The sequence below is a fragment of the Vibrio sp. 2134-1 genome, from assembly GCF_033339495.1.
This window is the reverse complement of the sequence record NZ_JAWOUS010000028.1, coordinates 14,655-40,571: the sequence shown is the minus strand read 5'-3', so window position 1 is coordinate 40,571 and position 25,917 is coordinate 14,655. Positions and strand designations below refer to the sequence as shown.

The following is a 25,917-nucleotide window of genomic DNA, read 5'->3' as shown; positions in this document are numbered from 1 at the left end:
CAGTGAGTTTAAAAGCGAGGGAGTAATCGCGCTGAGTTCTTTTAGTTGTTGATTTCATAACACTCTCCAATTTTGGGGGTGGAAAGTGTCAACCTTATTTAGGACGGCACATTCAAGATATAGAAAAAGCTCCGAATGGAGCTTTTTTCTTTTTTGTACTTAGAAGGTATTATTTTAGTGCACTGACAATATAACGGTGAATTGGGTTGGTCTGCATCGGTGTGGACAGTGCCGGGCTAATAAACTTAGGTTGAGTGAATATTTCTTTACTCACTAATGAACGGATAAGCTCAAAGTACTTCAGCTCTGTTTTCCCGCACAACAATAGTGAAAAGTCATCGCCCAATCTATCATAGGCATTGAGCACCTCTCGGAATCCTCTAAGATACAAGTAATCCTTCGTTAAACCTCCACCTCGATACACTCGGGCAGTCGTTGTAAATGCTTGAAGATCAGAAGCTTTATACTGTTCTTTTAATAGCATGAACGTATGGCGGAAATCGCGATCCTTGATCATCGACTCTACTGCCAGAACTCGTAAGGCTAAGGTTCTTAGGCGCTTGATACTGAAATGTCCTGACAGATACTCACATAATATAGCCAGCCCTTCTTGAGTGTTGGTATTGGCAGGACAACCTAAGCTCAGGACTTTTAGCGGTTGTTGACGACCGTTAAGCGTAGTCAGGAGATGTACTCCCATTTCATGATGTGCAAGAGCCTCCAGCTCATCAGTGGTGATGTACGCCGCGTGGTTAATTTTGACTCGAGACCCTGAAACTAGTGCGTTTGCTAACATCCCGTCCAACACCTGTATTTCACATTCATACCCATTGCGTTGAGCAAAATTTTGCATGAAACGTGCTATTGCACGGCTATCGTGCTGAGGTTCTTTTTCTTCTTCTGTAGGAAGGTGCAATATGAAATGGGCGTTGGCAATATCTTTGGCGCTCGGTTCCCCATAATAGCGTAAGGAGTTATAAAGAAACTCTTGCGTGCCGATGGTATTCACTTGATCCAGTTTATCTGCATAAGACTGAATTACATCCGCGTACAGCCTCTGCAGTTGGGTGTCTTGAATGTTTTCTAGAGGTAGCTCATATAGACGTCGCTTTGCGCTGTGGGTATCTACATTAGTAATTGAATATTGAAAATTAGGCTCTTGAGAATATTTGTTTTTAATGAAACGTTCTCTTTCTTGAGCATAATTAAGAGGATTCACGCTACTGAGGATATCAATATCAGCAACCAGTTGGGTTAGGTTTTCGTCTATTGCGAGTAGCTGATCAGAAATAGCGTCATTAAGCTGCGTCATGTTGTCGACTCCAAATGAGATAGCTCAGCATAAGCATGCTGATGTGGCTCAAATTATCACCGGACAATCGATTTGAACAGTTTAATTCTCATAAAAAAGGCTCCACGATGTGGAGCCTAAACAATAAGCGATGGTATGTCGTTGTTGTTACGTTGTTAGGGCTAGAATCGCACCTGGTAGAATAACGAATACTGACATTAGGTAGCCACCAACAACGGCTTTATTCTTAATAGCCATTTCAGAAATCATTTCAGCGCCTTTAACCGGAATCTCACGTAGGAATGGAATTCCAAAGATAAACAGCGTCGCCATGATGTTAAATACTAAGTGGACTAGAGCGATTTGAAGTGCGAATACTGCGAACTCTCCAGATACCGCTGTCGCTGCTAGTAGTGCCGTAATACAAGTACCAATGTTAGCACCCAGAGTGAAAGGGTAGATATCTCGTACTTTCAACACGCCAGTACCAACCAACGGAACCATTAAACTTGTCGTGGTTGAGGAAGATTGTACTAGAACGGTCACGATTGAGCCTGATACGATGCCGTGAATAGGACCACGACCGATGGCGTTTTTCAAAATTTCACGTGCACGACCAACCATTAGGCTCTTCATTAATTTACCCATCACTGTGATTGCAACGAAGATAGTCGCAATACCCAAAGCAATAAGCATGACGCCGCCAACAGTATCACCGAAGGTAGAAAGTGGCTCTTTAATTGCGCCTACGACTGGCTTTGTAATTGGTTTAATAAAGTTGAAGCCTTTAATGCTCATATCACCAGTAGCAAGCAGTGGAGAAACAAGCCAGTGAGAAACTTTCTCTAAAATGCCGAACATCATTTCCAACGGAAGGAAAATAGCGACAGCAAGCAAGTTGAAGAAGTCGTGAATGGTTGCACTTGCAAATGCACGTTTGAACTCTTCTTTACAGCGCACGTGGCCAAGAGACACAAGCGTATTGGTCACTGTGGTACCAATGTTAGCACCCATCACCATAGGGATAGCGGTTTCTACAGGTAAGCCACCTGCAACCAAGCCTACAATAATAGACGTTACAGTACTTGAAGACTGAATTAAGGCTGTTGCCACCAAGCCGATCATTAGACCTGCAACTGGGTGTGCGGCAAATTCAAATAGCACCTTAGCTTGATCGCCAGTTGCCCATTTAAAGCCACTACCAACCATAGATACTGCTAGAAGAAGCAGATATAACATGAATGCCAAGTTAGCCCAGCGTAACCAACGAGCTGTGCTCGAAATTGGTGCCACTGTTGAAGTAGCTTGGTTCATCATAATTTTCTCCGTTGACCTTTCAGTTCATTTTTCGGTCTGTAGTTGAATCTGCGGGCGATGTTAGAGAACAAATATTTCAGTAATATTACAGATTTCTTGCTGTGAGAGATTTTTATTGTTCTTTTTGATAATGGCGTAAAAGAGGAAGAAAATTAATTTTTAACCTGTTGATTTTAATGGTTAAATTTTGATTTCGTTTTGTTTGGTTTTTGTGTTTTTTTTGTAGAGAAAATGCGCCTCAGTTCAACTTTTATGACAGTATTGACTTTATACTTTCGGTAAAACTTATGCTTTTGTAAGGTATTGTATGGTTTTGTCGAGTTTATTGTTTGTCTCTGTCACATTTGGTATAAAAAGTATCACTTTCTTTTCGGGACTCGATCATGTCACATCTAAACTACAACCATCTCTATTATTTCTGGATGGTGTGCAAACAGGGCTCTGTAACTAAGGCGGCTGACGCGCTCTTCCTGACACCGCAAACCGTGACAGGACAGATTAAAGCGCTTGAAGAGCGCATGAAAGGAAAGTTAACCAAGCGCAATGGTCGTACAGTTGAGCCCACTGAGTTAGGTCAGCTTGTGTTTAAGTACGCCGACCGGATGTTCGGTTTGAGTTATGAGATGTTAGATATCGTCAATTACAGCCAGCACTCGAACATTCTATTTGAAGTTGGTGTAGCCGATGCATTATCTAAACGCTTGGTCAGTAAAGTACTGATGACGACCGTCCCGGAAGATAACAGTATTCATTTACGCTGTTATGAATCGACCCACGAACTGCTACTTGAACGCCTTTCTCAGCACAAGCTAGATATGATCCTTTCGGATTGTCCCGTTGATTCTACTCAAAGTCCTGGCCTTTATAGCAAAAAGTTGGGTGAAAGTAGCATGAGCTTTTTTGCTTCTTCTGAAATTGAAAATGTGCGATTCCCTGAGATCTTGGAACAAAAAAAACTTCTGATTCCCGCGAGCCGAACGGCTATGGGGCGTAAAGTTATTCAATGGTTTGATCGTCAAGGCCTTCAACCCAATGTGCTGGGGGAGTTTGATGATGTTGCGTTGATGAAAGCTTTTGCTCGGTACCACGATGATGTGATTTTCTTGGCACCGACCGTATACATGTCGGAGATTGAAGACGACCGAAATTTACAGCTAATTGGCCATGTCGATGGGCTAAAAGAAGAGTACTACGTGATTTTTGCGGAACGAATGATCCAACACCCCGCGGTAAAAAATGTTTGTGATGCTGATTTCAGTCAAATGTTTGAGTAAACCCGTATCGTTGCGTAAATAAATAGATTACTATCAATAAAAATATAATTCTAAATAATATCTAAGTAAGCAAGATACTTGTTTTAGTGAGCAAAACTATTAATTATTGATAGCGCACCAATTAAAATCCTTGGTGGATAATATTGGTGTATCACTAACAACTAAATTAGAGGTTCTAATAATGAAGACTCTGGAAGTGTATCTTGATTTTCTTAGATATATAAATCAGTGCAACACAACAAGCTGGCCAGGGTTGGAATAAGTAAGTTGTAGCTAGAGGTCCAACACATGAATCTACAAGAAATGGAGCAGAACTCCGCAAAAGCCGTCGTGTTGCTCAAAGCGATGGCAAACGAGAGACGCCTACAAATCCTTTGTATGCTGCATAACCAAGAGCTGTCCGTGGGAGAGCTGTGTGCAAAGTTAGAGCTAAGCCAGTCGGCATTATCTCAGCATCTTGCTTGGCTTCGCCGTGATGAGTTAGTCACGACAAGGAAAGAAGCACAAACGGTGTACTACACATTAAAGAGTGATGAAGTGAAAGCGTTAATAAAAACACTGCATAGTCTTTATTGTGCTGAGAGTGCTCAACATTAATTAAATAGTCCTAATATACTGCTCATCTTAGAGTGTGAATCTAACTTGTTGGAATATTTGAGAGTGGCGTTAAACTTTTGATGATAGGGTACTACTCATCGACCAATTTGCTTTGTTCTCAAGTGTTTTATTAGTGCTTTCTAGTTTGAGCGTTATATGGGTAATGAATAAGCTGATGTCTTTAAATGGGACATTCAGAAAAAGAAAAGCTGGCATTGCCAGCTTTTTTTATTAAGAAAATTTTGTAGATATAAAAAAACCGACACAAGGTCGGTTTTTTCTTCACTGTAAAATCAGGACTCTATTAAAGAGCTTTGATTTGTGCAGCGAAACGAGACTTATGGCGAGCTGCTTTATTCTTGTGAATAAGGCCTTTAGTTGCCATGCGGTCTAGGATAGGTGTAACTACAGCGAATGCAGCAGTTGCAGCTTCTTTGTCGCCTGCTTCGATAGCAGCAACAGTTTTCTTCATGTAAGTACGCATCATTGAGCGACGGCTAGCATTGTGCTGACGACGTTTCTCAGCTTGGATAGCGCGCTTCTTAGCAGATTTACTATTTGCCAAGGGTCTAACTCCCAAAAACTTAGTTCTGTGACAATTTAAGGGCGAGGAATATCCCTCATTTGCGCTTAAATGTCAAATGATTTGTGCAAAAACCGATCTAAGCCAAAACAAATTTTGGTAAGAGAGGTTATCGCGGTTAAGATGGCGGGGATTCTAACAGCATTTTTATACCAATGCTAATAATTATCCGCGAAAGGCACACTTATTCCTTACAACCCGCGGATAGATTTTTGACGTCTATTTACAGCACCTGTCAGAGAAACAGTATAGGGTTAGCTGTCTTATGGTGATATTCCGAGGTTACAGTGAGTAAACGACTACTCAAGTCTGGCATGATCGTCAGTGCTATGACATTTATTTCCCGCGTTCTTGGCCTAGTTCGTGATGTTGTAGTGGCAAATTTAATGGGGGCAGGAGCAAGCGCAGACGTCTTTTTCTTCGCCAATAAAATTCCTAATTTTTTACGACGTTTGTTTGCTGAAGGTGCTTTTTCCCAAGCGTTTGTACCTGTTTTAACGGAAAGCCATGCTCAAGGCGACATGGATAAAACTCGGGAGCTCATTGCTCGTGCGGCGGGTACATTAGGGGTGATAGTCTCAATTGTTACCGTCTTAGGTGTTCTAGGTTCCGGAGTGGTGACTGCACTGTTTGGTTTTGGTTGGTTCCTAGACTGGATGCATGGTGGTCCCGCGGCTGAGAAGTTCGAACTTGCTAGCGTGATGCTCAAGATTACCTTTCCTTATTTATGGTTCATCACTTTTGTTGCCCTATCGGGAGCCATTCTCAATACACTAGGTAAGTTTGCGGTTTCTTCGTTTACTCCCGTCTTCCTCAACGTAATGATCATTTTGGCAGCATGGTTTATCTCGCCGCAGATGTCACAGCCAGAGATTGGTCTTGCCATCGGTGTTTTCCTTGGTGGTTTGGTTCAGTTCTTATTTCAAATCCCTTTCCTTATTAAAGCGGGGGTTATGGTTAAGCCGAAATGGGGCTGGCGCGATCCGGGCGTGGTGAAGATCCGAACCTTAATGATTCCTGCTTTGTTCGGTGTGTCGGTAAGCCAAATCAACTTGTTGTTTGATACTTTTATTGCCAGCTTTCTGCAAACCGGTTCGATCAGTTGGTTGTACTATTCAGATCGCTTGTTGGAATTCCCGTTAGGTCTGTTTGGTATTGCTATTGCAACGGTGATTTTACCAGCATTATCACGCAAACATGTTGACGCACAAAATGAAGGATTCGCACAAACCATGGACTGGGGGGTGCGCATGGTGATCTTACTTGGCCTTCCTGCAATGCTTGGTTTGATGGTACTGGCAAAACCTATGTTGATGGTGTTATTCATGCGAGGTGAGTTTTCGCCACAAGACGTACATCAAGCATCATTGTCACTCTTTGCTTACGCTTCAGGCTTGTTGAACTTTATGCTGATTAAAGTGCTTGCTCCGGGGTATTACTCGCGTCAAGACACCAAAACGCCAGTGAAATACGGCATCATTGCGATGGTGACCAACATGGTATTTAATGCAATTTTTGCGTACTTCTATGGCTACGTTGGCTTGGCTATCGCGACAGCACTATCGGCATTTGTGAATATGGCACTGCTGTATCGTGGCCTGCACATCGCAGAGGTATACCAAATCACTAAGCGAACCGTCTTCTTTATTATACGTTTAGCTATTGCTGGCGCGGCGATGGTGGCGGCAATCTTATGGCAACTGGAAGATATGTCAGTATGGCTGGGCTGGAGCTTTGCTCACCGAAGCGCGGTGCTAGGGATGTTGATCGGTTTAGGAGCCGTAGTTTACCTAGTGGTTCTATTTTTAACTGGTGCGCGTTTAAAAGACCTAAAAGCTGGGACAGACTGAGGGTGATTAGTATATAATCCGTCAGTTTCACACAGTGTAAAGTAAAACAGAGGCAGAAAGCAGTATCCAATGGAACTGATTAGAGGCATTCACAATATCAACCCGCGACATCATGGTTGTGTGCTGACTATTGGCAATTTCGATGGTGTCCATAAAGGCCATCAACAAGTATTGCAGCAAGTGTCTGAGCAAGCGGACAGGCTATCCTTGCCTTCTGTTGTGATGACCTTTGAACCTCAGCCGATGGAGCTGTTTGCCAAAGACAAGGCACCTGCAAGGTTGACGCGATTACGCGATAAGTTCGTGCAATTGAGTAAGCTCGATATTGACCGCTTACTGTGTGTCAATTTCAATCGCCATTTTGCAAGTTTAACCGCGGAAGAGTTTATCCGTGACTTGTTGGTCGAGCGTTTGGGTGTTAAGTTTCTTGTCGTTGGTGATGATTTCTGCTTTGGCAAAGGCCGTACAGGTAACTTTGCAATGCTGCAGGAAGCAGGGGAAAAATACGGCTTTGATGTCGTAAGTACCCAGAGCTTTTGTTTACAACAATTACGTGTCAGCAGTACGGCTATCCGTCAAGCGCTGGCGCGTGACGATTTGCATTCCGCGCAACAGATGCTGGGAAGAAACTACAGCATCAGCGGTCGTGTTTCTCACGGAAGAAAGCTAGGTCGAACCATTGGGTTCCCTACTGCAAATATTCCTTTGAAACGCTGTGTTTCTCCGGTTTCCGGAGTCTATGTTGTTCAAGCGCTTGGCTTAGGAAATAAGCCAGTTGGTGGTGTTGCTAATATTGGTCAAAGACCAACCGTCAATGGTGTTCGCCAACAGTTAGAAGTGCACTTATTCGACTTTCATGCCAATTTATATGGCAAGCAACTAGAAGTGGAACTTTTGCATAAACTTCGAGATGAGCAAAAGTTTGAGTCGTTTGAAGCACTTAAACAACAAATCGAATTGGATGCTGAAGCAGCAAGGGTGTGGCTGCGTCAGCTTAAGCGTTGAGCGGTTTATTCCACCGTTCAACATAATGTCTAATTTTCGCCCAATATAACGGAATTAAGAATCGATGAGTGAGTATAAAGATACCCTGAACTTACCTGAAACAGGGTTTCCAATGCGCGGCAACCTGGCCAATCGTGAGCCAGAAATGCTTAAGCGTTGGTACAAAGAAGATCTTTACGGTGAAATCCGTAAAGCTAAGAAAGGCAAAAAGTCATTCGTATTGCACGATGGCCCTCCTTACGCAAATGGTGACATTCATATTGGTCACGCACTAAACAAGATTCTTAAAGACATTATTATTAAATCCAAAACACTTTCAGGTTTTGACGCACCTTACATCCCAGGCTGGGACTGCCACGGTCTACCAATCGAATTAATGGTAGAGAAGAAAGTAGGTAAGCCAGGCCAAAAAGTGACAGCAGCGGAATTCCGCGAGAAATGTCGTGAATACGCAGCAGGTCAGGTTGAAGGTCAGAAAGAGAGCTTCAAACGCCTTGGTATCATGGGTGAGTGGGACAAGCCATACCGCACTATGGATTTCGCAACTGAAGCGAACATTATTCGTGCTCTTGGTAAGATCGCAAGCAATGGTCACCTGCTAAAAGGTTTCAAACCTGTTCACTGGTGTACAGACTGTGGTTCTGCTCTTGCTGAAGCGGAAGTAGAATACAAAGATAAAGTATCGCCATCTATCGACGTTCGTTTTAAAGCGGCTGACGAAGCGGCACTGCTATCTAAATTTGAACTGACAGAAGGTCATGAAGGTCACGGTGACGTATCTATCGTTATCTGGACAACAACACCTTGGACACTGCCTGCAAACCGCGCAGTATGTCTACGTGATGATCTAGAGTACGTGCTTATCCAAACAGAAGGCGACAATGCTGAGCGTATCATCGTTGCTGCTGAGCTAGCGAAAGACGTAATGGACCGTGCGGGTATCGAGCACTTCCACAACCTTGGCTTTGCTAAAGGTGCGGACCTAGAGCTTTCTCAATTCCAACACCCATTCTACGATTTCACTGTACCGGCGATCCTTGGTGATCACGTTACGACTGATTCAGGTACTGGTGTTGTTCACACTGCTCCTGGTCACGGTCAAGAAGACTTCGCGGTTGGTAACAAGTACAACCTAGAAGTAGCAAACCCAGTTGGCTCAAACGGTGTTTACCTACCAGATACAGAGCTATTTGCTGGTCAGCACGTATTTAAAGCGAACGATGCAGTAGTAGAAGTACTAAAAGAAAAAGGTGCACTACTACACCACCACGCTTACGAGCACAGCTACCCACACTGTTGGCGTCATAAGACTCCAATCATCTTCCGTGCTACACCTCAATGGTTCGTTTCTATGGACCAAGCTGGCCTACGTGCTAAAGCATTAGAGTCAATCAAGAATGTAGAGTGGATGCCTGAGTGGGGTCAAAGCCGCATCGAAGGTATGATCGAAGGTCGCCCTGAGTGGTGTATCTCTCGTCAACGTACTTGGGGTGTGCCAATTGCTCTGTTTGTTCATAAAGAAACAGCAGAACTTCATCCAAACACGCTAGAGCTGATCGAGAAAGTCGCTAAGCTGGTTGAAGAGAAAGGCATTCAAGCATGGTGGGATGTAGATGCTGCTGAACTACTAGGTGCTGACGCTGACCAATACGAAAAAGTGCTAGATACGCTAGACGTATGGTTCGATTCAGGTGTTACTCACTTCTCTGTTGTTGATGCTCGTGAAGAGTACAACGGCAATAGTGCAGACCTATACCTAGAAGGTTCTGACCAACACCGTGGTTGGTTCCAGTCTTCTCTAATTTCATCTATCGCGATGAAAGACGAAGCGCCTTACAAACAAGTACTGACACACGGTTTCGTGGTTGATGGTCAGGGTCGTAAGATGTCTAAATCTATCGGTAACGTGGTTGCGCCAAAAGACGTAACCAACAAGCTAGGTGCTGACATTCTTCGTCTATGGGTTGCTTCTACAGACTACACTGGTGAAGTTGCGGTTTCTGATGAAATCCTAAAACGCAGCGCAGATGCGTACCGTCGTATCCGTAACACAGCGCGTTTCTTCCTAGCTAACTTGAGCGGCTTCAACCCTGAAACAGACATCGTTCCTGTTGAAGAGATGGTTGCGCTAGATCGCTGGGCGGTTGGTCGTGCACTAGCAGCACAAGAAGAGATTGTTAAAGCATACGAAGAGTACAACACACACGGTGTAACTCAGCGTCTAATGCAATTCTGTTCAATCGAAATGGGCTCTTTCTACTTAGACGTAATTAAAGACCGTCAGTACACAGCAAAACGTGGCGGCAACGCTCAACGTAGCTGTCAGACTGCACTTTACTACATCGTAGAAGCGCTAGTTCGTTGGATGGCGCCAATCATGTCGTTCACTGCAGATGAAATCTGGAACGAAATGCCAGGTCAACGCGACAAGTTCGTATTCACTGGTGAGTGGTTCGACGGCCTATTCGGTCTTGCTGAAGGTGAAGAGCTGAACAACGAATTCTGGACTGAGATCCAAGCGGTTCGTGGTGCGGTTAACAAACTTCTAGAAGATGCGCGTAAAGAGAAAACCATTGGTGGTGCACTACAAGCTGAAGTGACTCTATTTGCTGATGACGCACTAGCGGCGAAGATCAACAAACTTGAAGATGAACTGCGCTTTGTTCTACTAACCTCTGCGGCGAAAGTTAAGCCTCTAGGTGAGAAGACGGATGCAGCACAAGCGACAGATATCGAAGGCTTGTTTGTTGAAGTAGCAGCAGCTGAAGGCGAGAAGTGTGACCGTTGTTGGCATCACACGCCAGACGTAGGCACAATCGAAGGTCACGAGAAGATCTGTGGTCGTTGTGTGTCTAACGTAGACGGCGAAGGTGAAGTACGTAAATTCGCGTAATTGCCTAGAACGACTGAACTTTTTTTAAAATTAACAGCCCCAGTATTTACTGGGGCTGTTTGTAGGTAAAGTAATGAGTGAAAAAGCACTGACGTTAAAGCAATCTGGAGTTCGCTGGCTGTGGTTAGCAATTCTGGTATTTATTGCAGATATTGGCATCAAATTGGTGGTGATGGACAACATGGGCTACGGATGGGCAAACCGAATTGAGGTGTTGCCATTCTTCAACCTACTTTATGTTCATAACTACGGTGCTGCATTCAGCTTCTTGAGCGATCAAGCCGGTTGGCAGCGTTGGTTATTTACAGGTATCGCGTTTGTTGTGACGGGTCTTTTGACCTACTGGATGAGCAAGCTTCCAGCTAAAGAAAAATGGAACAACATCGCTTACGCATTGATTATTGGTGGTGCAGTGGGCAACGTGTTTGACCGCGTCGTTCATGGCTTTGTTGTTGATTACCTAGACTTCTTCTGGGGTAACTACCACTGGCCAGCATTCAACCTTGCTGACATGGCGATCTGTATTGGTGCGGCAATGATTATTCTGGATGGCTTCCGTAAAAAAGACGCTGACAAGTAATCTTTTGCGGTATATCGAATAACCCTAAGCGTCGTCCGTTGATTCGAGCGACGCTTTTTATTATGTTGGAGCGCCAATCAGCATTTCAATGTATAAAAAGACCAAGCTGACAGCGTAATAACCCAAGAACAAGGAAGCATTAACGTGACAACAATAACCAATGAATCGGTAGTAACCCTTCACTTTACGATTAAAATGAAAGACGGATCGGTTGCAGATAGTACTCATAACATGGGTAAACCAGCGAAGTTTGTTATGGGTGATGGCAGCTTGAGTGAAAACTTTGAGCAATGCTTGATCGGCCTCGAAACAGGCGCACAAAAAGCGATTGAGCTAAAGGCAGAAGACGCGTTTGGTATGCCAAACCCTGATCATATTCACTATATGGATCGCACTAAATTTGTAGGTGATGCAGAAGTGGAAGTTGGTACAATCATGGCCTTCAGTGGCCCTGATGGCATGGAAATCCCAGGCATCATTACTGAGATTGCTGGCGACTCAGTAACTGTGGACTTCAACCATCCACTCGCGGGACAAGACGTGACTTTCGAAGTCGAAATTTTGTCAGTAGAATAGCGAACCAAATAAAAGATAACTTCCATGAGCAATGAAATGAAAATCCTGTTAGCTAACCCACGTGGTTTCTGTGCTGGTGTTGACCGCGCGATTAGCATCGTAGAGCGTGCGCTAGAGATGTATCAGCCACCTATCTATGTTCGACATGAAGTGGTGCATAACCGTTTTGTGGTTGAAGGTCTAAAACAGCGTGGTGCTATCTTCGTTGAAGAACTGCACGAAGTGCCAGACAACAACATTGTGATTTTCTCCGCTCATGGTGTATCGCAGGCAGTTCGTCAGGAAGCCAAGCAGCGTGATTTGACCGTATTTGACGCAACGTGCCCTTTAGTAACCAAAGTGCATATGGAAGTGGCGCGTGCGAGCCGTCGTAATATGGAAGTGGTTCTGATTGGTCACGCAGGTCACCCTGAAGTCGAAGGTACGATGGGGCAATACGCCAGTGAAACCGGTGGTATGTACTTGGTTGAAACTCCAGCCGATGTTGAGAAACTGAAGGCGATTGTGAAAGATCCATCCGATCTTCATTACGTAAGCCAAACGACGCTTTCTGTCGATGAAACTGCCGATGTTATCGAAGAGCTACGCCGCGTGTTCCCAGATATCCAAGGTCCACGTAAAGACGATATCTGTTATGCGACACAAAACCGCCAAGATGCCGTACGTGAATTAGCTGGTGACGTAGATGTGATGGTTGTGGTGGGTTCTAAAAACTCATCAAACTCTACACGTCTTAAAGAGCTAGCTGAAAAGCTAGGGACACCTGGCTACTTAACCGACTGTCCGGAAGATATCAAACCTGAGTGGTTCGAAGGCAAAACAAAGGTCGGCGTGACTGCGGGAGCATCTGCTCCGGAAGAGCTCGTTAATCAGATTCTAGAGCGAATCAAAGAACTCGTTGGTGCCGAAGCGGTTGATGAAGTACTTGGCCGTGAAGAGAATATGTTCTTTGAAGTACCTAAAGAACTTCAAATCAAGCAAGTGGATTAGTCTCCATTTATCGAATATTCAAAAGGCGACCTGTGGGTCGCCTTTTTTACATCTCTCTTAACTCATTTAGGTAATCACGAATTTGGTCTTTTCCTAAACCATCGATAATCATATCAGACATCTTCGTGATTCTTCGCTCAAGCGATTGAGCAACCTTTTCGCAATGTGCGTACATGTCTTCATCAGAACCATCGGTCGGAAAAGCATCAACTTGCCAGTTTACTCGAACACCACCTGCAAGCCACTGAGGAGCGGTTTCTTGATGTAAAGAATCACAGAGAATAATAACGATGTCGGGAAGAAATTGAGTTCGCTCCTCCCATGAATGCGTGTGGATATGCGGAATGGGGAGTTGGTGGTCATCTAAATATTTTTGCACCACTGGGTGCACCTTGCCTGTGGGATGTGAGCCTCCACTGGTGACACTAAAATCTGCTGGCAGGATATTGGTTGCGATTGACTCCGCGAGGACGCTTCGTCCAGCGTTGTGCTTACATATGAATAAAACTTTATACATCATCGCCTCGTCTTTTCAGAGCGTCCTATTTATACGCTAGCGGAAACTCAGCGATGATGTGTGAAGTTTTTGTGTTAGTGGCTAATGCCGAGCATCTCTTTGAGCACCTTTAAGTAGCGGCGGCTTACTGGTATCTCAAAGCCTGTTTTGGTGATGATTTCCGCTAACCCATTTTCCAGTAACTTGATTTCGCTAATCGCTTTAATACTGACTAAGTATTGACGATGGCAGCGGACTAGAGGGGTTTTCTCTTCCAACGTTTTTAATGTCAGTTGGGTGCTCGCGGTTTGGCTGGTGGAGCGTACATGTACGCCGCTGATATCACTGTAAGCACATTCCACCGTGTCGGTGGCCATGATAACGATGCGGTTGTGTCCGATGCACGGTATCTGATCCAACGTGTCAGGTGTAATAGCAGACAGTTGTTGCGTTAGGGCGGATTGGCTAATGACTTTGTTTAGTCGTTTGACCGTTTTAGTTAACCGGCATGGGTCGACAGGTTTGAGCAAGTAATCAAAGGCATTGTCTTCAAATGCTTGAATCGCATACTGATCATAAGCCGTGACAAAAACCACATAAGGCATGGTTTCTGGATCAAGCATCCCTAGTAATTCAATCCCCGTGACTTGAGGCATTTGGATATCGAGAAACACCACATCAGGCTTGAGTTCATTGATTTTTTTTAGGCCAAGGATTGCGTTTGAGGCATCGCCCACGACCTCAACTTGGCCTGTTTCATCCAGTAACTCTGCTAGCTCTTCACGAGCAAACTGTTCATCATCAATGACGAGTGCGGTTAACATCCAACATTACCTTTATTGCTTCAGCGTGCTTTTATGATTTTGGGGGAATGATAAAGCTCATTTTAGTAAATTGATGTGGCTCGCACGTAATTTTTAGCGCTGCATCACGTCCAAATTGATTAGTGAGACGTTTGTCGACAATTTCTAAACCTAGCCCTGAGTGGTTTTCTTTTGGCGGTTCAAAACTGCCTGCGTTGTCTTCGACGGTAATCAAGTGACCTTGTGGGTGTGCTTCGCTGTAGATATGAACTTTACCACCTTCAAGCATGTTTGAAATGCCATGCTTAATGGCATTCTCAACCAAAGGCTGGAGTGTAAAGCTTGGTAATTTGATGTCCAGCAATTCAGGTTGAATATCGATTTCAACCTCTAAGCGGTCCGTAAAACGCGCTTTTTCGATGCTCAAGTACGAGTTCACATGTGCAAGCTCTTCCTTTAGCGTCACGGTATTAATGTTCTGCTTTAAATTGCTGCGGAAGAAGTGCGATAGATTTTGGATTAGCTCGCGCGCTTTGTCAGGGTCACGACGAGTAATCGCACTAATAGTATTGAGAGCATTAAACAAAAAGTGTGGATTCACCTGAGCGTGAAGCAATTTGATTTCTGCTTGGGCGAGTAAGGCTTGTTGTTGTTGGTAATCGCCATAAAGGATTTGGCTAGATAGAAGCTGGGCTATTCCTTCCGCCATCGACATGTTGGCCGTCGAGAACAATTTACGCTTCGGTTCATACAGCTTTATGGTACCAATGACCTCTTTCCCTGCACGCAGTGGGATGATCAGCGCAGATCCGAGCTTGCAATCTTTTGCAATGGAGCATTGGTATGGACGCTCCGCGCCATCAAGATAAATGATGTCGTTTTTCTCCATGGAGTCTAATGTGCTTTGCGATGAAATCGGCGTGTTTGGTTTATGGTGATCATCGCCAATGCCCACAAACGCTAAGATTTTTTCTTGGTCAGTAATCGCGACAGCGCCCACTTTGGTTTCTTCGTAAATAATACGCGCGATTTTCTCTGCGTTTTCGGTGTTGAAGCCGTTGCTTAGAATTCCCACTGAGCGATCAGCAATGGTGAGCGCTCGACGCGAAAACGTCGCAGAAAACTTTTCAAAGATTGCTTTTCTGTCTTGCAGGATACTCATGAACAACGCCGCACCAAATGAATTCGCGATGATCATAGGCGCTGCAATAGCGGACACCAGTTCATAGGCTTGATCAAAAGGTTTCGCGACGGCGAGCAGCAAAATCATTTGCACCACTTCTGCAACAAACGTGACGCTGAATACGACGCTTGGATTAAACAGCAATGCGCCTTTATTTCGCTTGATAAGGTAAACGTGGAGCAAGCCACCAATTACGCCCTCGGCGGTGGTTGAAATTGCGCAGGCTAGGTCGGTAAAGCCATCAAGAGAGTATCGATGGATGCCACCAGTAAATCCGACGGCGAAACCTACAACAGGTCCACCAAACAGCCCGCCCATAACTGCGCCGATCGCACGAGTATTGGCAATAGCATCGTTGATGTGCAGACCGAAATAGGTGCCGAGAATACAAAAGCCAGAGAAGAGTACGTAACAAATTAGGCGGTGGCTTAAGCGCGAAGAAATACTCAGCAAAGGTAAGATGATTGGCGTTTTACTTAGCATGTAAGCCAAAACTAAGTACACACACATCTGTTGTAAAAGGGAGATGACCAGTTCCATAGTGAACCTAACCTAGAATCAATGTTGTTATTGTATACCTAAGTAACCTCAAGATGCTTGGCTCAGATAGATAAGAACAGCTAAGTAAATGATGCTGCGCTGTGCTTTCTGAGTCTTAAAGTGACTTGGGTATAAAACAAAAAGAGCCTGCAATTGGCAGGCTCCTATCTTAGTCACTCAGATGTGACGAGTATTACGCTGTTTCTGATACGGCTTGTGGTTTCTCTTCGTCAGCCAGTTCAGTTTCACCTTTACCCTTAGAGGTTTTGATAACGTAACCTGTCACAGCTAGGGCAAACACAATACCTACGATAGTTGATAGTTGCATTGGCAGACCAAAACCTAGCGAGCTGTTGTTTAAGATGAACGTGACACATACCGTGGTCATGAAGATAGCTGGGATAGTGGTAATCCAGTGCAGCTTGTTGTGACGCAGTAGGTAAGCGGACGCAGTCCAAAGCATCATTACCGCTGTTGTTTGGTTTGCAAAACCGAAGTAGCGCCAGATAATGCCGAAGTCTACTTGAGTTAAGATACCGCCGATAACGAACAGTGGAAGTGCCATCAGTAGACGGTTACGTAGCGTTTTTTGTTCCATGTTGAAGTATTCAGCAAGGATCAAGCGGCTTGAACGGAACGCTGTATCGCCAGACGTAATTGGTAGGATAACCACCCCCAGGAACGCAAGGATACCACCGAACACACCTAGCAGACCAAATGATGCGCTGTATACCACGTTACCAGGACCACCGTTTTTCACAGCTTCGGATAGAGCGTCTAGAGAGCCGAAGAAAGACAGAGCGATAGCACACCAAATTAGCGCGATAACACCTTCACCAATCATTGCACCGTAGAATACGAAGCGACCGTTTTTCTCATTTTCCATACAACGCGCCATCAGTGGAGACTGAGTTGCGTGGAAGCCAGAGATAGCGCCACATGCGATAGTGATGAACAATGCAGGCCATAACGGCATGTCATTTGGGTTGAGGTTAGAGAACATGTCCGAAACTTGGAAGTCACCCATTACTGTGTGTTCGCTAGAGAAAGCAATGGCTGTCATTAGACCAACAGACATAAAGATAAGTAGGGCGCCAAACAGTGGGTAGAAACGACCAATGATTTTATCGACAGGAACAATCGTCGCAATGATGTAGTAAGCAAAAATAGCAATAACCATTGTAGTCATGCTTACGCTCAAGCTTGTTTGATCATTGATGAGGTTAGTAATCATGCCAGCAGGGGCTGAAACGAACACTACGCCAACTAGAAGCAATAGGACAATGGCAAAAATATTCATAAAGTGTTTTGCGCCATTACCTAGGTAGCGACCTGTAATGGTAGGTACAGATGCACCGCCGTTACGCACTGAAAGCATGCCTGAGAAGTAATCGTGTACTGCACCAGCAAAAATACAACCGACTACAATCCAAAGCATCGCCGCAGGACCGTATAGTGCCCCCATGATCGGGCCAAAAATTGGACCAACACCTGCGATGTTAAGTAGTTGAACTAGGTAAACTTTCTTTGTTGACATTGGAACGAAGTCAACACCGTCCGATTTGGTGTGAGCTGGCGTTTGGCGTTTTTCATTGATGCCGAAAATCTTCTCGACGAAAGCGCCGTAGATGAAGTATCCGCCGATTAGGGCTGCGACACAGGTTAGAAACCACATCATAGCAATTGTCCTTGGTCTTAGTTGGGTAGGGTAATTTTTTAATCTCAGGATGCATGTTATGCGTCACTTGTGTTAAATGCATTCGGTTAGTAGATGAGTGGTCGAATAGAGCACTGAGTGGTCGATATGCTGCTTGAGCGGTTTTTAAAAATGGCGAAAGGTTGATGACAGTCTTGAGCGGCTGATTTGAGTCATCAGTGGTTAAATCTGCAAGCTCAGCGGCAAGCGCCAATAATTAGTGGTAAGCTTATTTTTGAAAACAATTACTTAAGGAAGAACCATGAAAAAGGTAACGGTAGGTCTGGCACTGGCTTTACTTGTAGGATGCACAGCGACGACAGCAGATCTTGCCAAGTCGGGAGATTGGCATCAGATCGGATATCAAGATGGCATAACCGGACACACATCGCGCACGATGAGCGAGCTTCGTGAGTTGGGTAGTGTTAAGCAAAGTGACTACGACCAAGGTTATTTAGAAGGTTTACGTGAGTACTGTAATCCTGCTTTTGCGTATCAAATGGGGTTATCTGGTCAGTATTACGAAGGGGTTTGTGAAGGTACTGAGCAAGCGCAAAAATTCCGCATGGAATGGCAACGTGGTTGGAATGAATACTCAAATTAATAGTCAATAAAGCCGTTGTTACACTGTCTGCATCACATAAATGTGGCAAAATTCTCCTTATTAAACCATGTTCATATTGCTTGATAGTGAGCACAGAAAAAAAGGAATCACATTATGTCAACGCAAATGGCTGGTGGCTGGAGTCCATTTCATGAACTCACAGCAGAGAATAAAGAAGTATTTGCTAAAGGTATCGAGGGGTTTGTCGGTGTCAAATACTCCCCTTTGGTTGTGGCTACTCAAGTCGTAGCCGGACAAAACTATGCGTTTTTCTGTAATGCAGAAGTTGTCTACCCTGGAGCACAACCATACCCAGCAATGGTTCATATGTTCAGTGACCTTGAAGGTAAAGTCGGTATTACTCACATTGAACGATTGAACTACTAAATTAAGCCATAAAAGGCGCCTGACTTTTAAATAAGTGAGGCGCTTTATTGATTAAGATTGATAAGTTTGCGCGATCACGACTTTTCTTAAATATCCTTGCTTGGCGTTCAGTTGCTCAGTCGCGCTTTCTCTATCCAGCCCGGTTAAAATCATCAAAATCGCTAACTTGGCGTCGTAGTCTGTTTCTTTGAGCGCCGTTTTAGCCTCTTGGTTAGTACAATCTGTTGCTTGCATAACAATACGAGCCGCTCTTGCAACTAGCTTTGCATTCGTCGCTTTCACATCTACCATTAAGTTCTGATAACTTTTGCCCAGGCGAATCATGCTTGCGGTAGTGAGCATGTTCAGTACGAGTTTTTGTGCCGTCCCTGATTTTAAGCGAGTGGATCCCGTTAACGCTTCAGGTCCAACAACGGGGCTAATCGCAATATCAGCAATATCTGCAATCGGAGAGTCAGGGTTACAAGATAGTGCTACAGTGGTGGCACCAAGCTCGTTCGCATACTCTAAGCCACCAATCACGTAAGGTGTTCGTCCACTTGCCGCAATACCAACGACGACATCGCGTTGTGTTAGCGTATTCTCTTTAAGATCTTGCTCGCCTAATGTAGGGTCGTCCTCCGCCCCTTCTTTTGCACGGAACATTGCCTCTTTTCCACCGGCAATAATACCAACGACCATCTCTGGATCTGTGCCAAAAGTTGGTGGGCATTCTGAAGCGTCCAAAACGCCAAGTCGACCACTGGTACCCGCACCGATGTAAAACAACCGACCTCCGACCTTCAATGCTTCCGTGATCTTATCAACGGCTTCAGCGATCTCAGGCAATACTTTTTCAACGGCAAGAGGAACGAGTTTGTCCTGTTGGTTGATGCGTTGAACAATATCGAGAGAAGGCAGCAAGTCGATGTCCATGGTGTCTGGGTTTCGCCCTTCAGATACCAGATGGGATAAAGCTGCGATAAGTGCATCGTTTGTCATAATGAATTAAGCCTTTTTGTTTAGGATCTATTGCCCTTAATTTTTTGAATAGAGTACACCCAGTGAAGCGAGACGACTTGCCCCCGTAACTTCCGGTAAGTTGCTAGGGAGGCCGTGAATATGGCGCTGCGCAAGCCAAGCAAACGCCATTGCTTCCATGTAATCGCCATCAACGCCTTTTTCTGCCGTTGTCGCAACGCTCCATTGTGGCAATAACTTGGCTAGTCGCTGCAACAAAAGTGGGTTTCTTGCTCCACCGCCACAGACCAATAGTTGAGGTGTGATGCCATGAGAAAACTTGTCGACTTCGTTGGCAATGGTAATTGCAGAATACTCGCAAAGTGTACGTTGTACGTCTTCGATTGGTAAATTGTGATGGGCCAGTTGTTGATGCAGCCAGTCAATATTGAACAGTTCTCGCCCGGTACTTTTAGGGGCAGGCATGGCGAGGTAAGCTTCTTTGAGTAATTGAGTCAACAAAGTAGCGTTTACCGTTCCTTTAAGTGCAAATTGTGCATCTTCGTCGAAGCTTTGCCCAGTATGCAGCGCACACCATGCGTCCATCAACATATTGCCCGGGCCTGTGTCATAGCCAATGACTGGTTGTTCTGGATGCAGTACCGAGATATTGGCAATGCCTCCAATGTTAAGTACCACAGTTGTGGAATCCTGCATCGCAAAAATGCTTTTATGGAAAGCAGGGACGAGTGGGGCACCTTGTCCACCCAGCGCCATGTCTTTACGACGAAAATCCGCTACCGTATCAATGCCTGTCTTGACCGCGATAATGTTGGCATCGCCTAATTGAGTGGTAAACGGCAAGTTTCCGGTAGGCTGATGGAACACTGTTTGACCGTGATTACCAATCGCACGAATTTGCTCTGCGACGTAACCAGACTTATTGAGCAGCTGTAACACGGCATCTGCAAATAGGTGGCCGAGCTGGTGGTCAAGTTCACCTATGGCTTTTAAATTTGTTGCTTGACCGATACAAACAGATAACAGCATGTCTTTTAGTGCTGCGGGCATTGGGTAGTCGTCGTGCGCAATCAGACGAACGTGCTCATCGCTTATTTCAACTAGAGCGGTATCAACACCATCCATACTCGTTCCAGACATCACACCAATGTACAGTTCGTTAAATTTCATAGCCGATCTCGTCAATTCTTCATTCACTTATTGTAAAGCAAATCTGAAGCGAATAACCTCATCGAATACGAGATATTCAGCCGATTTTGAGGAGAAAACATGGGACCGTTATGGGTTGACGTTGCGGGGTATGAACTGACCGCTGAAGACAAAGAAATCTTGGAGCATCCTACGGTTGGTGGCTTAATTCTATTTGCTCGCAACTATCATGATAGCGAACAGCTTCAAGCACTTACTCAATCCATCCGAAAGGCGGCTAAGCGCCCGTTTTTGATCGGTGTGGATCAAGAAGGCGGCCGAGTGCAGCGCTTTCGTGAAGGTTTCTCATTAATTCCTGCTGCTGATGAGTACGCTAAACATCAAAATGGTGAAGAGCTTGCTCGTATGGGCGGTTGGTTAATGGCAGCAGAGCTGATTGCCCATGATATTGATTTAAGCTTTGCCCCGGTACTTGACCAAGGCCATCAATGTAAAGCGATCGGTAACCGTGCATTCGGTGAAGATGCCGATACCATTCTTCGCTATAGCACTGCTTATATGCAAGGAATGAAGAGTGTTGGCATGGCAACGACAGGCAAACACTTCCCTGGACATGGTGGCGTGATTGCAGACTCACATCTAGAAACACCATACGACGAGCGCAGTGATATTTTTGAACAAGATATGGCGATCTTCAAAGCGCAAATTGATGCCGGTATTTTAGATGCCATGATGCCTGCTCACGTGATTTTCCCACATTATGATGCTCAACCAGCCAGCGGTTCTGAATACTGGTTAAAACAGGTTCTGCGTCAGCAATTGGGTTTTAAAGGTTTGGTTTTTTCGGATGACTTGACCATGGAAGGCGCTGCGATTATGGGCAGCCCAGCCGAGCGAGGTGCTCAAGCATTGAGAGCTGGCTGCGATATGTTGTTAATGTGTAATAAACGAGAAGCGCACGTTGAAGTATTAGACAACTTACCGGTTTCAACCGTGCCACTCGCGGATGCATTACTGAAAAAACAGTCATTTTCTCCAAGCGAACTTAAGCTATCTCAAGAGTGGAAAGCGGCGAGTGAAGCGATGAAACGCTTGACTAGCTAAACCTCTTGTAAAAGATTCAAAACAGCGATGAGAAGCCAAAGTTAATTATGCTTTGGCTTTTTATTTAACTGTAAACTTTAGTTTACACTAAATGTTTTTTATTATGTACGCTTGTTTTTCTTTTTTAGCCTGTTATCTTGTCGTTAAAGCTTAGTTGTCTCACCAAGGGTTTGGTTGGGTGTAAAAATAAATATACAGGTTAGAGTTATGCAGAAAAGTGAGTTGAGCAATATTAATATTATCGAAGAACAGGTTCTTATTACTCCGGAGGAACTAAAAACCAAGCTTCCTTTGAGTGAAAAAGCACGTCGCTTTATTCAAGAGTCTCGTCAAACTATCGCTAATATTATTCACAAGAAGGATCACCGCCTGCTTGTTGTATGCGGTCCATGTTCTATCCACGACGTAGAAGCGGCGAAGGATTACGCAAAGCGCCTTAAAGCACTCTCTGAACAACTAAGTGACCAACTGTATATTGTTATGCGTGTTTACTTTGAGAAGCCACGCACCACGGTCGGCTGGAAAGGCCTGATCAATGACCCACACCTAGACGGCAGTTTCGATATTGAACACGGTCTGCATGTTGGACGCGAACTTCTGGTGGAGTTGGCAGAGATGGAAATCCCGCTCGCGACTGAGGCTCTAGACCCAATTAGCCCACAATACCTGGCGGATACTTTTAGCTGGGCTGCAATCGGCGCACGTACGACGGAGTCACAAACTCACCGTGAAATGGCAAGCGGCCTGTCTATGCCAATCGGTTTTAAGAATGGCACCGATGGCAGTTTGGCAACCGCAATTAACGCGATGCAAGCTGCGTCCTCTAGTCACCGTTTTATGGGAATTAACCGTGAGGGACAAGTCGCACTGTTAACCACCCAGGGCAATGCTAATGGACATGTGATCTTACGTGGCGGTAAGCAAACTAACTACGATTCGGTATCAGTCACTGAGTGTGAGCAAGAGATGGCGAAATCTGGTCTTGATGCTTCATTAATGGTGGATTGCAGTCACGCCAACTCACGTAAAGATTACCGTCGCCAGCCATTAGTCGCGGAGGATGTGATTCATCAAATCCGTGAAGGCAATAAATCTATTATCGGTCTTATGATTGAAAGCCATATCAATGAAGGAAATCAATCTTCTGACTTAGCTCTTGAAGAGATGAAATACGGTGTATCTATCACTGACGCATGTATCAATTGGGATTCAACTGAGGCACTATTACGTCATGCACATGAAGAGCTAGTGCCTTTCTTAGAAAATCGTCTAAAGGCTAATTAATACAGGATTTAAGGAACATCAATGGCAGTTGAACTTAACGCATTACGCGATCAGATTGATGCAGTCGACAAGCAAATGTTGGAGCTATTGGCTCAGCGTTTAGCGCTCGTAGAGAAAGTTGGGGAAGTAAAAAGCGAACATGGTTTGCCAATTTATGCTCCAGACCGCGAAGCGGCGATGTTAGCTTCTCGTCGCGCTGAAGCTGAAAAAATGGGAATTCCTCCACAGCTTATTGAAGATATTCTGCGTCGAACAATGCGTGAGTCTTATGCCAGCGAGAAAGATTCCGGTTTTAAGTGTTTGAACCCTGATTTACGCTCAGTTGTTATTATTGGTGGTAATGGTCAATTGGGTGGCCTGTTTGGGCGTATGTTCAAATTGTCGGGCTACCGGGTCAAAGTTCTCGGCAGTAAAGACTGGGATCATGCGGATGAGATTCTAGACAACGCGGGTTTAGTCGTGGTCACGGTGCCGATTCATCTAACGGAAGGGGTGATCGAAAAACTGGGGAACTTGCCGCAAGACTGCATTCTGTGTGACCTGACTTCTATCAAGTCGAAGCCTCTGCAAGCAATGTTGAATGTGCACCAAGGTCCTGTGGTTGGTTTGCACCCAATGTTTGGCCCAGATGTTCCGAGCCTTGCCAAGCAGGTTATTGTGTACTGTGATGGCCGTGGTCACGAGCATTACCAATGGCTATTGCAACAGTTTGGGATTTGGGGCGCAAGCTTGTGCCAAATCGATGCACAAGAGCACGATCATGGCATGACGTTGATTCAGGCGTTGCGCCACTTCACGTCGTTTGCTTACGGTATGCACCTTAGCAAAGAGAATCCGAACATCGATCAGTTGTTGAAGTTAAGCTCGCCAATCTACCGCCTTGAATTGGCGATGGTGGGACGACTGTTTGGTCAGGATCCGAACTTGTACGGTGATATCATTTTCTCTTCTCAAGAGAATATCGATATGATCAAGCGATTCCATCAGTGTTTAGGTGATGCGGTAGCGATTCTGGATAGCAGAGACAAAGCGCGATTCATCGAAAGCTTTAAGCAGGTGAGTGATTGGTTTGGTACTTATTCTCAACAATTTATGAATGAGAGCCAAAACTTACTCAAACAGGCGAATGATAATATTCATCGCGGCTAATCACGGGTCATTTAGCCGTGCAGAGTCCGAAACAAAAAGAGCAGCGTAAGCTGCTCTTTTTCGTGTTGATGGACAAATCAGTTCGTCGCAGTATTACTCGTATCTTCACTTGATACTGTGTTGATACTGGTATCGCGATAGGGTGAATTGGTTAAATTGACTTGCAGGCGTACAACGTTATCAATCAATTGAACCAAAGGTCCCCATTTCACTTTTTTCTCTTTTTCAAAGACGTCATTGAAGTTTTCTGGCGTCCACTCCATTAAGTATTGAGGGTTGAGTGCTCGTCCGAGGAAGCGTACTTCATAGTGCAAGTGTGGCCCTGTGGAGTTGCCAGAGTTACCGCATTGAGCAATGATGTCGCCTTTACTAACAAACTGACCGCTTTTCACTTTGAAGCGTTGTAGATGAGCAAAGGAGCTCATAAAGCCAAATGAGTGACGAATGGTGACATAGTTACCATAACCACGATTGCTCGGGCGAACGGTTTCCACCACACCGTCAGCCGGTGCCAGGATCTCTTCTCCTCTTTTACAAGTCAGATCGATACCAGTATGAACATGCCTCTTACCTGAAATCGGATTAATACGACTGCCGTAAGAAGAAGAAATACGTTGGTATGTGACTGGGCTGTCATTTGGTATCAAACGGAACATCGTCGCTCGAACAGCAGAATCGATAGCGGCTGCGTCAATTCGCTCCTCTAACCCCATGCTGTTCTCATCGATCATCAACTCTTCGTCTGCGAGACCTAAAACCGATTCAACGTCGAATACCCGTTTGCCCAATAGCTGAATTTGATTGTTTTTGTCCGTCAAAGACTGGGAAAGCGAATGATTGGTATCAAGCTGTTCTTCGTAAAGAGCCGTCACTTCGGCCTTTTCACTTTCCAGTTTGGCGATGATTTGTGTTAGTTCGTCTTTATTGTGCATCTGCTGCTGATTAAGGTACCACGCGCCACCAACGACGGCGGGTAATGCCAATACTGAAGCAAATACTGCTAGGACCGAACTGCGGCCCAAATAGAACTGCTGATCGCCGTCTTTCGTCGGGATCTGCATGATGATTTTTTTAGACATAGTTATTGTTACTTAAATAGGCGTTCATTTATTTTTCTCCTAAAAACCAGAGAGGTGCTCTAACTCTCGATTCAGAAGGTCGTTATTGCCTACATTCAATTCTATAAATCGTTTTAGTTGGCTAATGCTTTCGATGTCTACCTTAGCGATCTTCAACCTAATCTCACACTTAGAGACATTCACAATTTGCGCTTTTAACGTAATCACTTGTTCGGATTGATCAAATGAAAAAGTCACATGGACTGGAAGGGTTGGATCCAAAGCCTCAGTCTCTTCCACTTTCATGAGTAAACCATGCAAGGAAAGATCTTGAATCCTAGCTTCAATTGCCAAGTCACGTTGTTCTATCTTAGCTGGAGCTTGATGGAGAATACGTGAAAAGCGTCGTCTCTCTGTCATATGAATATTCTCGTCAGGTCGTCAAACAGAATTGAATAGTATATCAATACGAACAAAAAGTGTTCGATTGTTGTTTGAAAAGTGTCGAGGTCGCTACAGAGTGACGTAAGTGCAATGTCATGTTCTTA

The 25,917-nt window shown here is 44.8% G+C and carries 24 protein-coding genes; 13 read left to right on the top strand and 11 right to left on the bottom strand.

What is annotated here, in order from left to right; genetic code table 11:
- Positions 1-169: 169 nt before the first annotated feature.
- Positions 170-1,312, bottom strand: coding sequence for a flavohemoglobin expression-modulating QEGLA motif protein (locus R7R78_RS21555; RefSeq protein ID WP_025768430.1), 1,143 nt, complete (start codon positions 1,310-1,312; stop codon positions 170-172).
- Between the two features lie 147 nt (positions 1,313-1,459).
- Positions 1,460-2,605 (bottom strand): Na/Pi symporter, encoded by a 1,146-nt coding sequence (locus R7R78_RS21550; RefSeq protein ID WP_025768431.1) that lies wholly within the window; start codon positions 2,603-2,605, stop codon positions 1,460-1,462.
- 386 nt (positions 2,606-2,991) lie between these two features.
- Here R7R78_RS21550 and nhaR point away from each other — a divergent pair, with 386 nt between their 5' ends.
- Together nhaR and R7R78_RS21540 are read left to right on the top strand one after the other, a co-directional pair.
- The gene (nhaR, locus tag R7R78_RS21545) at positions 2,992-3,882 is read left to right on the top strand and encodes a transcriptional activator NhaR (RefSeq protein WP_005381942.1); all 891 of its coding nucleotides are present in this window, start codon (positions 2,992-2,994) and stop codon (positions 3,880-3,882) included.
- Between the two features lie 288 nt (positions 3,883-4,170).
- Positions 4,171-4,479 carry an ArsR/SmtB family transcription factor gene (locus tag R7R78_RS21540; protein ID WP_005381940.1) on the top strand — a complete coding sequence of 103 codons (309 nt, stop codon included), beginning with the start codon at positions 4,171-4,173 and terminating at the stop codon, positions 4,477-4,479.
- Between the two features lie 304 nt (positions 4,480-4,783).
- Here the strand turns inward: R7R78_RS21540 and rpsT are convergent, their stop codons facing one another.
- Entirely contained in the window at positions 4,784-5,044 is a 261-nt protein-coding gene (rpsT, locus tag R7R78_RS21535; RefSeq protein ID WP_005381938.1) for a 30S ribosomal protein S20, read from the bottom strand.
- Positions 5,045-5,349: 305 nt separating this feature from the next.
- Here rpsT and murJ point away from each other — a divergent pair, with 305 nt between their 5' ends.
- The 6 genes from murJ to ispH all read left to right on the top strand — a co-directional run bounded on the left by murJ (position 5,350) and on the right by ispH (position 12,956).
- A complete protein-coding gene (gene murJ, locus R7R78_RS21530) occupies positions 5,350-6,912 on the top strand; it encodes a murein biosynthesis integral membrane protein MurJ (protein ID WP_213868501.1) in 1,563 nt (520 codons plus the stop codon).
- A 69-nt stretch (positions 6,913-6,981) separates the two neighbouring features.
- The gene (ribF, locus tag R7R78_RS21525) at positions 6,982-7,917 is read left to right on the top strand and encodes a bifunctional riboflavin kinase/FAD synthetase (RefSeq protein WP_005381933.1); all 936 of its coding nucleotides are present in this window, start codon (positions 6,982-6,984) and stop codon (positions 7,915-7,917) included.
- Positions 7,918-7,981: 64 nt separating this feature from the next.
- Positions 7,982-10,810 (top strand): isoleucine--tRNA ligase, encoded by a 2,829-nt coding sequence (ileS, locus tag R7R78_RS21520; RefSeq protein ID WP_154204833.1) that lies wholly within the window; start codon positions 7,982-7,984, stop codon positions 10,808-10,810.
- A 73-nt stretch (positions 10,811-10,883) separates the two neighbouring features.
- Positions 10,884-11,390 carry a signal peptidase II gene (lspA, locus tag R7R78_RS21515; protein WP_005385948.1) on the top strand — a complete coding sequence of 169 codons (507 nt, stop codon included), beginning with the start codon at positions 10,884-10,886 and terminating at the stop codon, positions 11,388-11,390.
- Between the two features lie 144 nt (positions 11,391-11,534).
- Complete coding sequence (gene fkpB, locus R7R78_RS21510) at positions 11,535-11,966, top strand: FKBP-type peptidyl-prolyl cis-trans isomerase (protein ID WP_005381922.1); 432 nt, start codon at positions 11,535-11,537, stop codon at positions 11,964-11,966.
- Positions 11,967-11,990: 24 nt separating this feature from the next.
- Complete coding sequence (gene ispH, locus R7R78_RS21505) at positions 11,991-12,956, top strand: 4-hydroxy-3-methylbut-2-enyl diphosphate reductase (protein ID WP_005381920.1); 966 nt, start codon at positions 11,991-11,993, stop codon at positions 12,954-12,956.
- 46 nt (positions 12,957-13,002) lie between these two features.
- Here ispH and R7R78_RS21500 read toward each other — a convergent pair whose 3' ends face one another.
- The 4 genes from R7R78_RS21500 to R7R78_RS21485 form a co-directional block, all read right to left on the bottom strand.
- Positions 13,003-13,476, bottom strand: coding sequence for a low molecular weight phosphatase family protein (locus R7R78_RS21500; RefSeq protein ID WP_017636163.1), 474 nt, complete (start codon positions 13,474-13,476; stop codon positions 13,003-13,005).
- 71 nt (positions 13,477-13,547) lie between these two features.
- Entirely contained in the window at positions 13,548-14,276 is a 729-nt protein-coding gene (gene btsR, locus R7R78_RS21495) for a two-component system response regulator BtsR (protein ID WP_005381917.1), read from the bottom strand.
- Between the two features lie 31 nt (positions 14,277-14,307).
- Positions 14,308-15,978, bottom strand: coding sequence for a sensor histidine kinase (locus R7R78_RS21490; RefSeq protein ID WP_225474219.1), 1,671 nt, complete (start codon positions 15,976-15,978; stop codon positions 14,308-14,310).
- A gap of 193 nt (positions 15,979-16,171) precedes the next feature.
- Positions 16,172-17,656 (bottom strand): carbon starvation protein A, encoded by a 1,485-nt coding sequence (locus R7R78_RS21485; RefSeq protein WP_225474218.1) that lies wholly within the window; start codon positions 17,654-17,656, stop codon positions 16,172-16,174.
- Between the two features lie 280 nt (positions 17,657-17,936).
- Here R7R78_RS21485 and R7R78_RS21480 point away from each other — a divergent pair, with 280 nt between their 5' ends.
- Both R7R78_RS21480 and R7R78_RS21475 read left to right on the top strand, forming a co-directional pair.
- Positions 17,937-18,278, top strand: coding sequence for a DUF2799 domain-containing protein (locus R7R78_RS21480; RefSeq protein ID WP_047103915.1), 342 nt, complete (start codon positions 17,937-17,939; stop codon positions 18,276-18,278).
- Between the two features lie 114 nt (positions 18,279-18,392).
- Complete coding sequence (locus R7R78_RS21475; protein WP_005381911.1) at positions 18,393-18,665, top strand: hypothetical protein; 273 nt, start codon at positions 18,393-18,395, stop codon at positions 18,663-18,665.
- A 51-nt stretch (positions 18,666-18,716) separates the two neighbouring features.
- Here R7R78_RS21475 and murQ read toward each other — a convergent pair whose 3' ends face one another.
- Both murQ and R7R78_RS21465 read right to left on the bottom strand, forming a co-directional pair.
- A complete protein-coding gene (gene murQ / locus R7R78_RS21470; protein ID WP_225474217.1) occupies positions 18,717-19,646 on the bottom strand; it encodes an N-acetylmuramic acid 6-phosphate etherase in 930 nt (309 codons plus the stop codon).
- A 36-nt stretch (positions 19,647-19,682) separates the two neighbouring features.
- Positions 19,683-20,795: an anhydro-N-acetylmuramic acid kinase gene (locus R7R78_RS21465; RefSeq protein WP_225474216.1), complete on the bottom strand. Its 1,113-nt coding sequence runs from the start codon at positions 20,793-20,795 to the stop codon at positions 19,683-19,685.
- A 99-nt stretch (positions 20,796-20,894) separates the two neighbouring features.
- Between R7R78_RS21465 and nagZ the strand changes: the two genes are divergently transcribed.
- From nagZ to tyrA, 3 genes are all read left to right on the top strand, one after another.
- Positions 20,895-21,878 carry a beta-N-acetylhexosaminidase gene (gene nagZ / locus R7R78_RS21460; protein WP_064369000.1) on the top strand — a complete coding sequence of 328 codons (984 nt, stop codon included), beginning with the start codon at positions 20,895-20,897 and terminating at the stop codon, positions 21,876-21,878.
- Positions 21,879-22,085: 207 nt separating this feature from the next.
- A complete protein-coding gene (locus tag R7R78_RS21455) occupies positions 22,086-23,162 on the top strand; it encodes a 3-deoxy-7-phosphoheptulonate synthase (RefSeq protein WP_005381904.1) in 1,077 nt (358 codons plus the stop codon).
- Between the two features lie 21 nt (positions 23,163-23,183).
- Positions 23,184-24,311, top strand: a complete 1,128-nt coding sequence (gene tyrA / locus R7R78_RS21450) for a bifunctional chorismate mutase/prephenate dehydrogenase (RefSeq protein WP_138938943.1) — start codon at positions 23,184-23,186, stop codon at positions 24,309-24,311.
- A gap of 77 nt (positions 24,312-24,388) precedes the next feature.
- Here tyrA and R7R78_RS21445 read toward each other — a convergent pair whose 3' ends face one another.
- A complete protein-coding gene (locus tag R7R78_RS21445) occupies positions 24,389-25,390 on the bottom strand; it encodes a M23 family metallopeptidase (RefSeq protein WP_005381900.1) in 1,002 nt (333 codons plus the stop codon).
- A gap of 39 nt (positions 25,391-25,429) precedes the next feature.
- Entirely contained in the window at positions 25,430-25,789 is a 360-nt protein-coding gene (locus R7R78_RS21440; RefSeq protein WP_031781006.1) for a PilZ domain-containing protein, read from the bottom strand.
- Between the last annotated feature and the right edge of the window lie 128 nt (positions 25,790-25,917).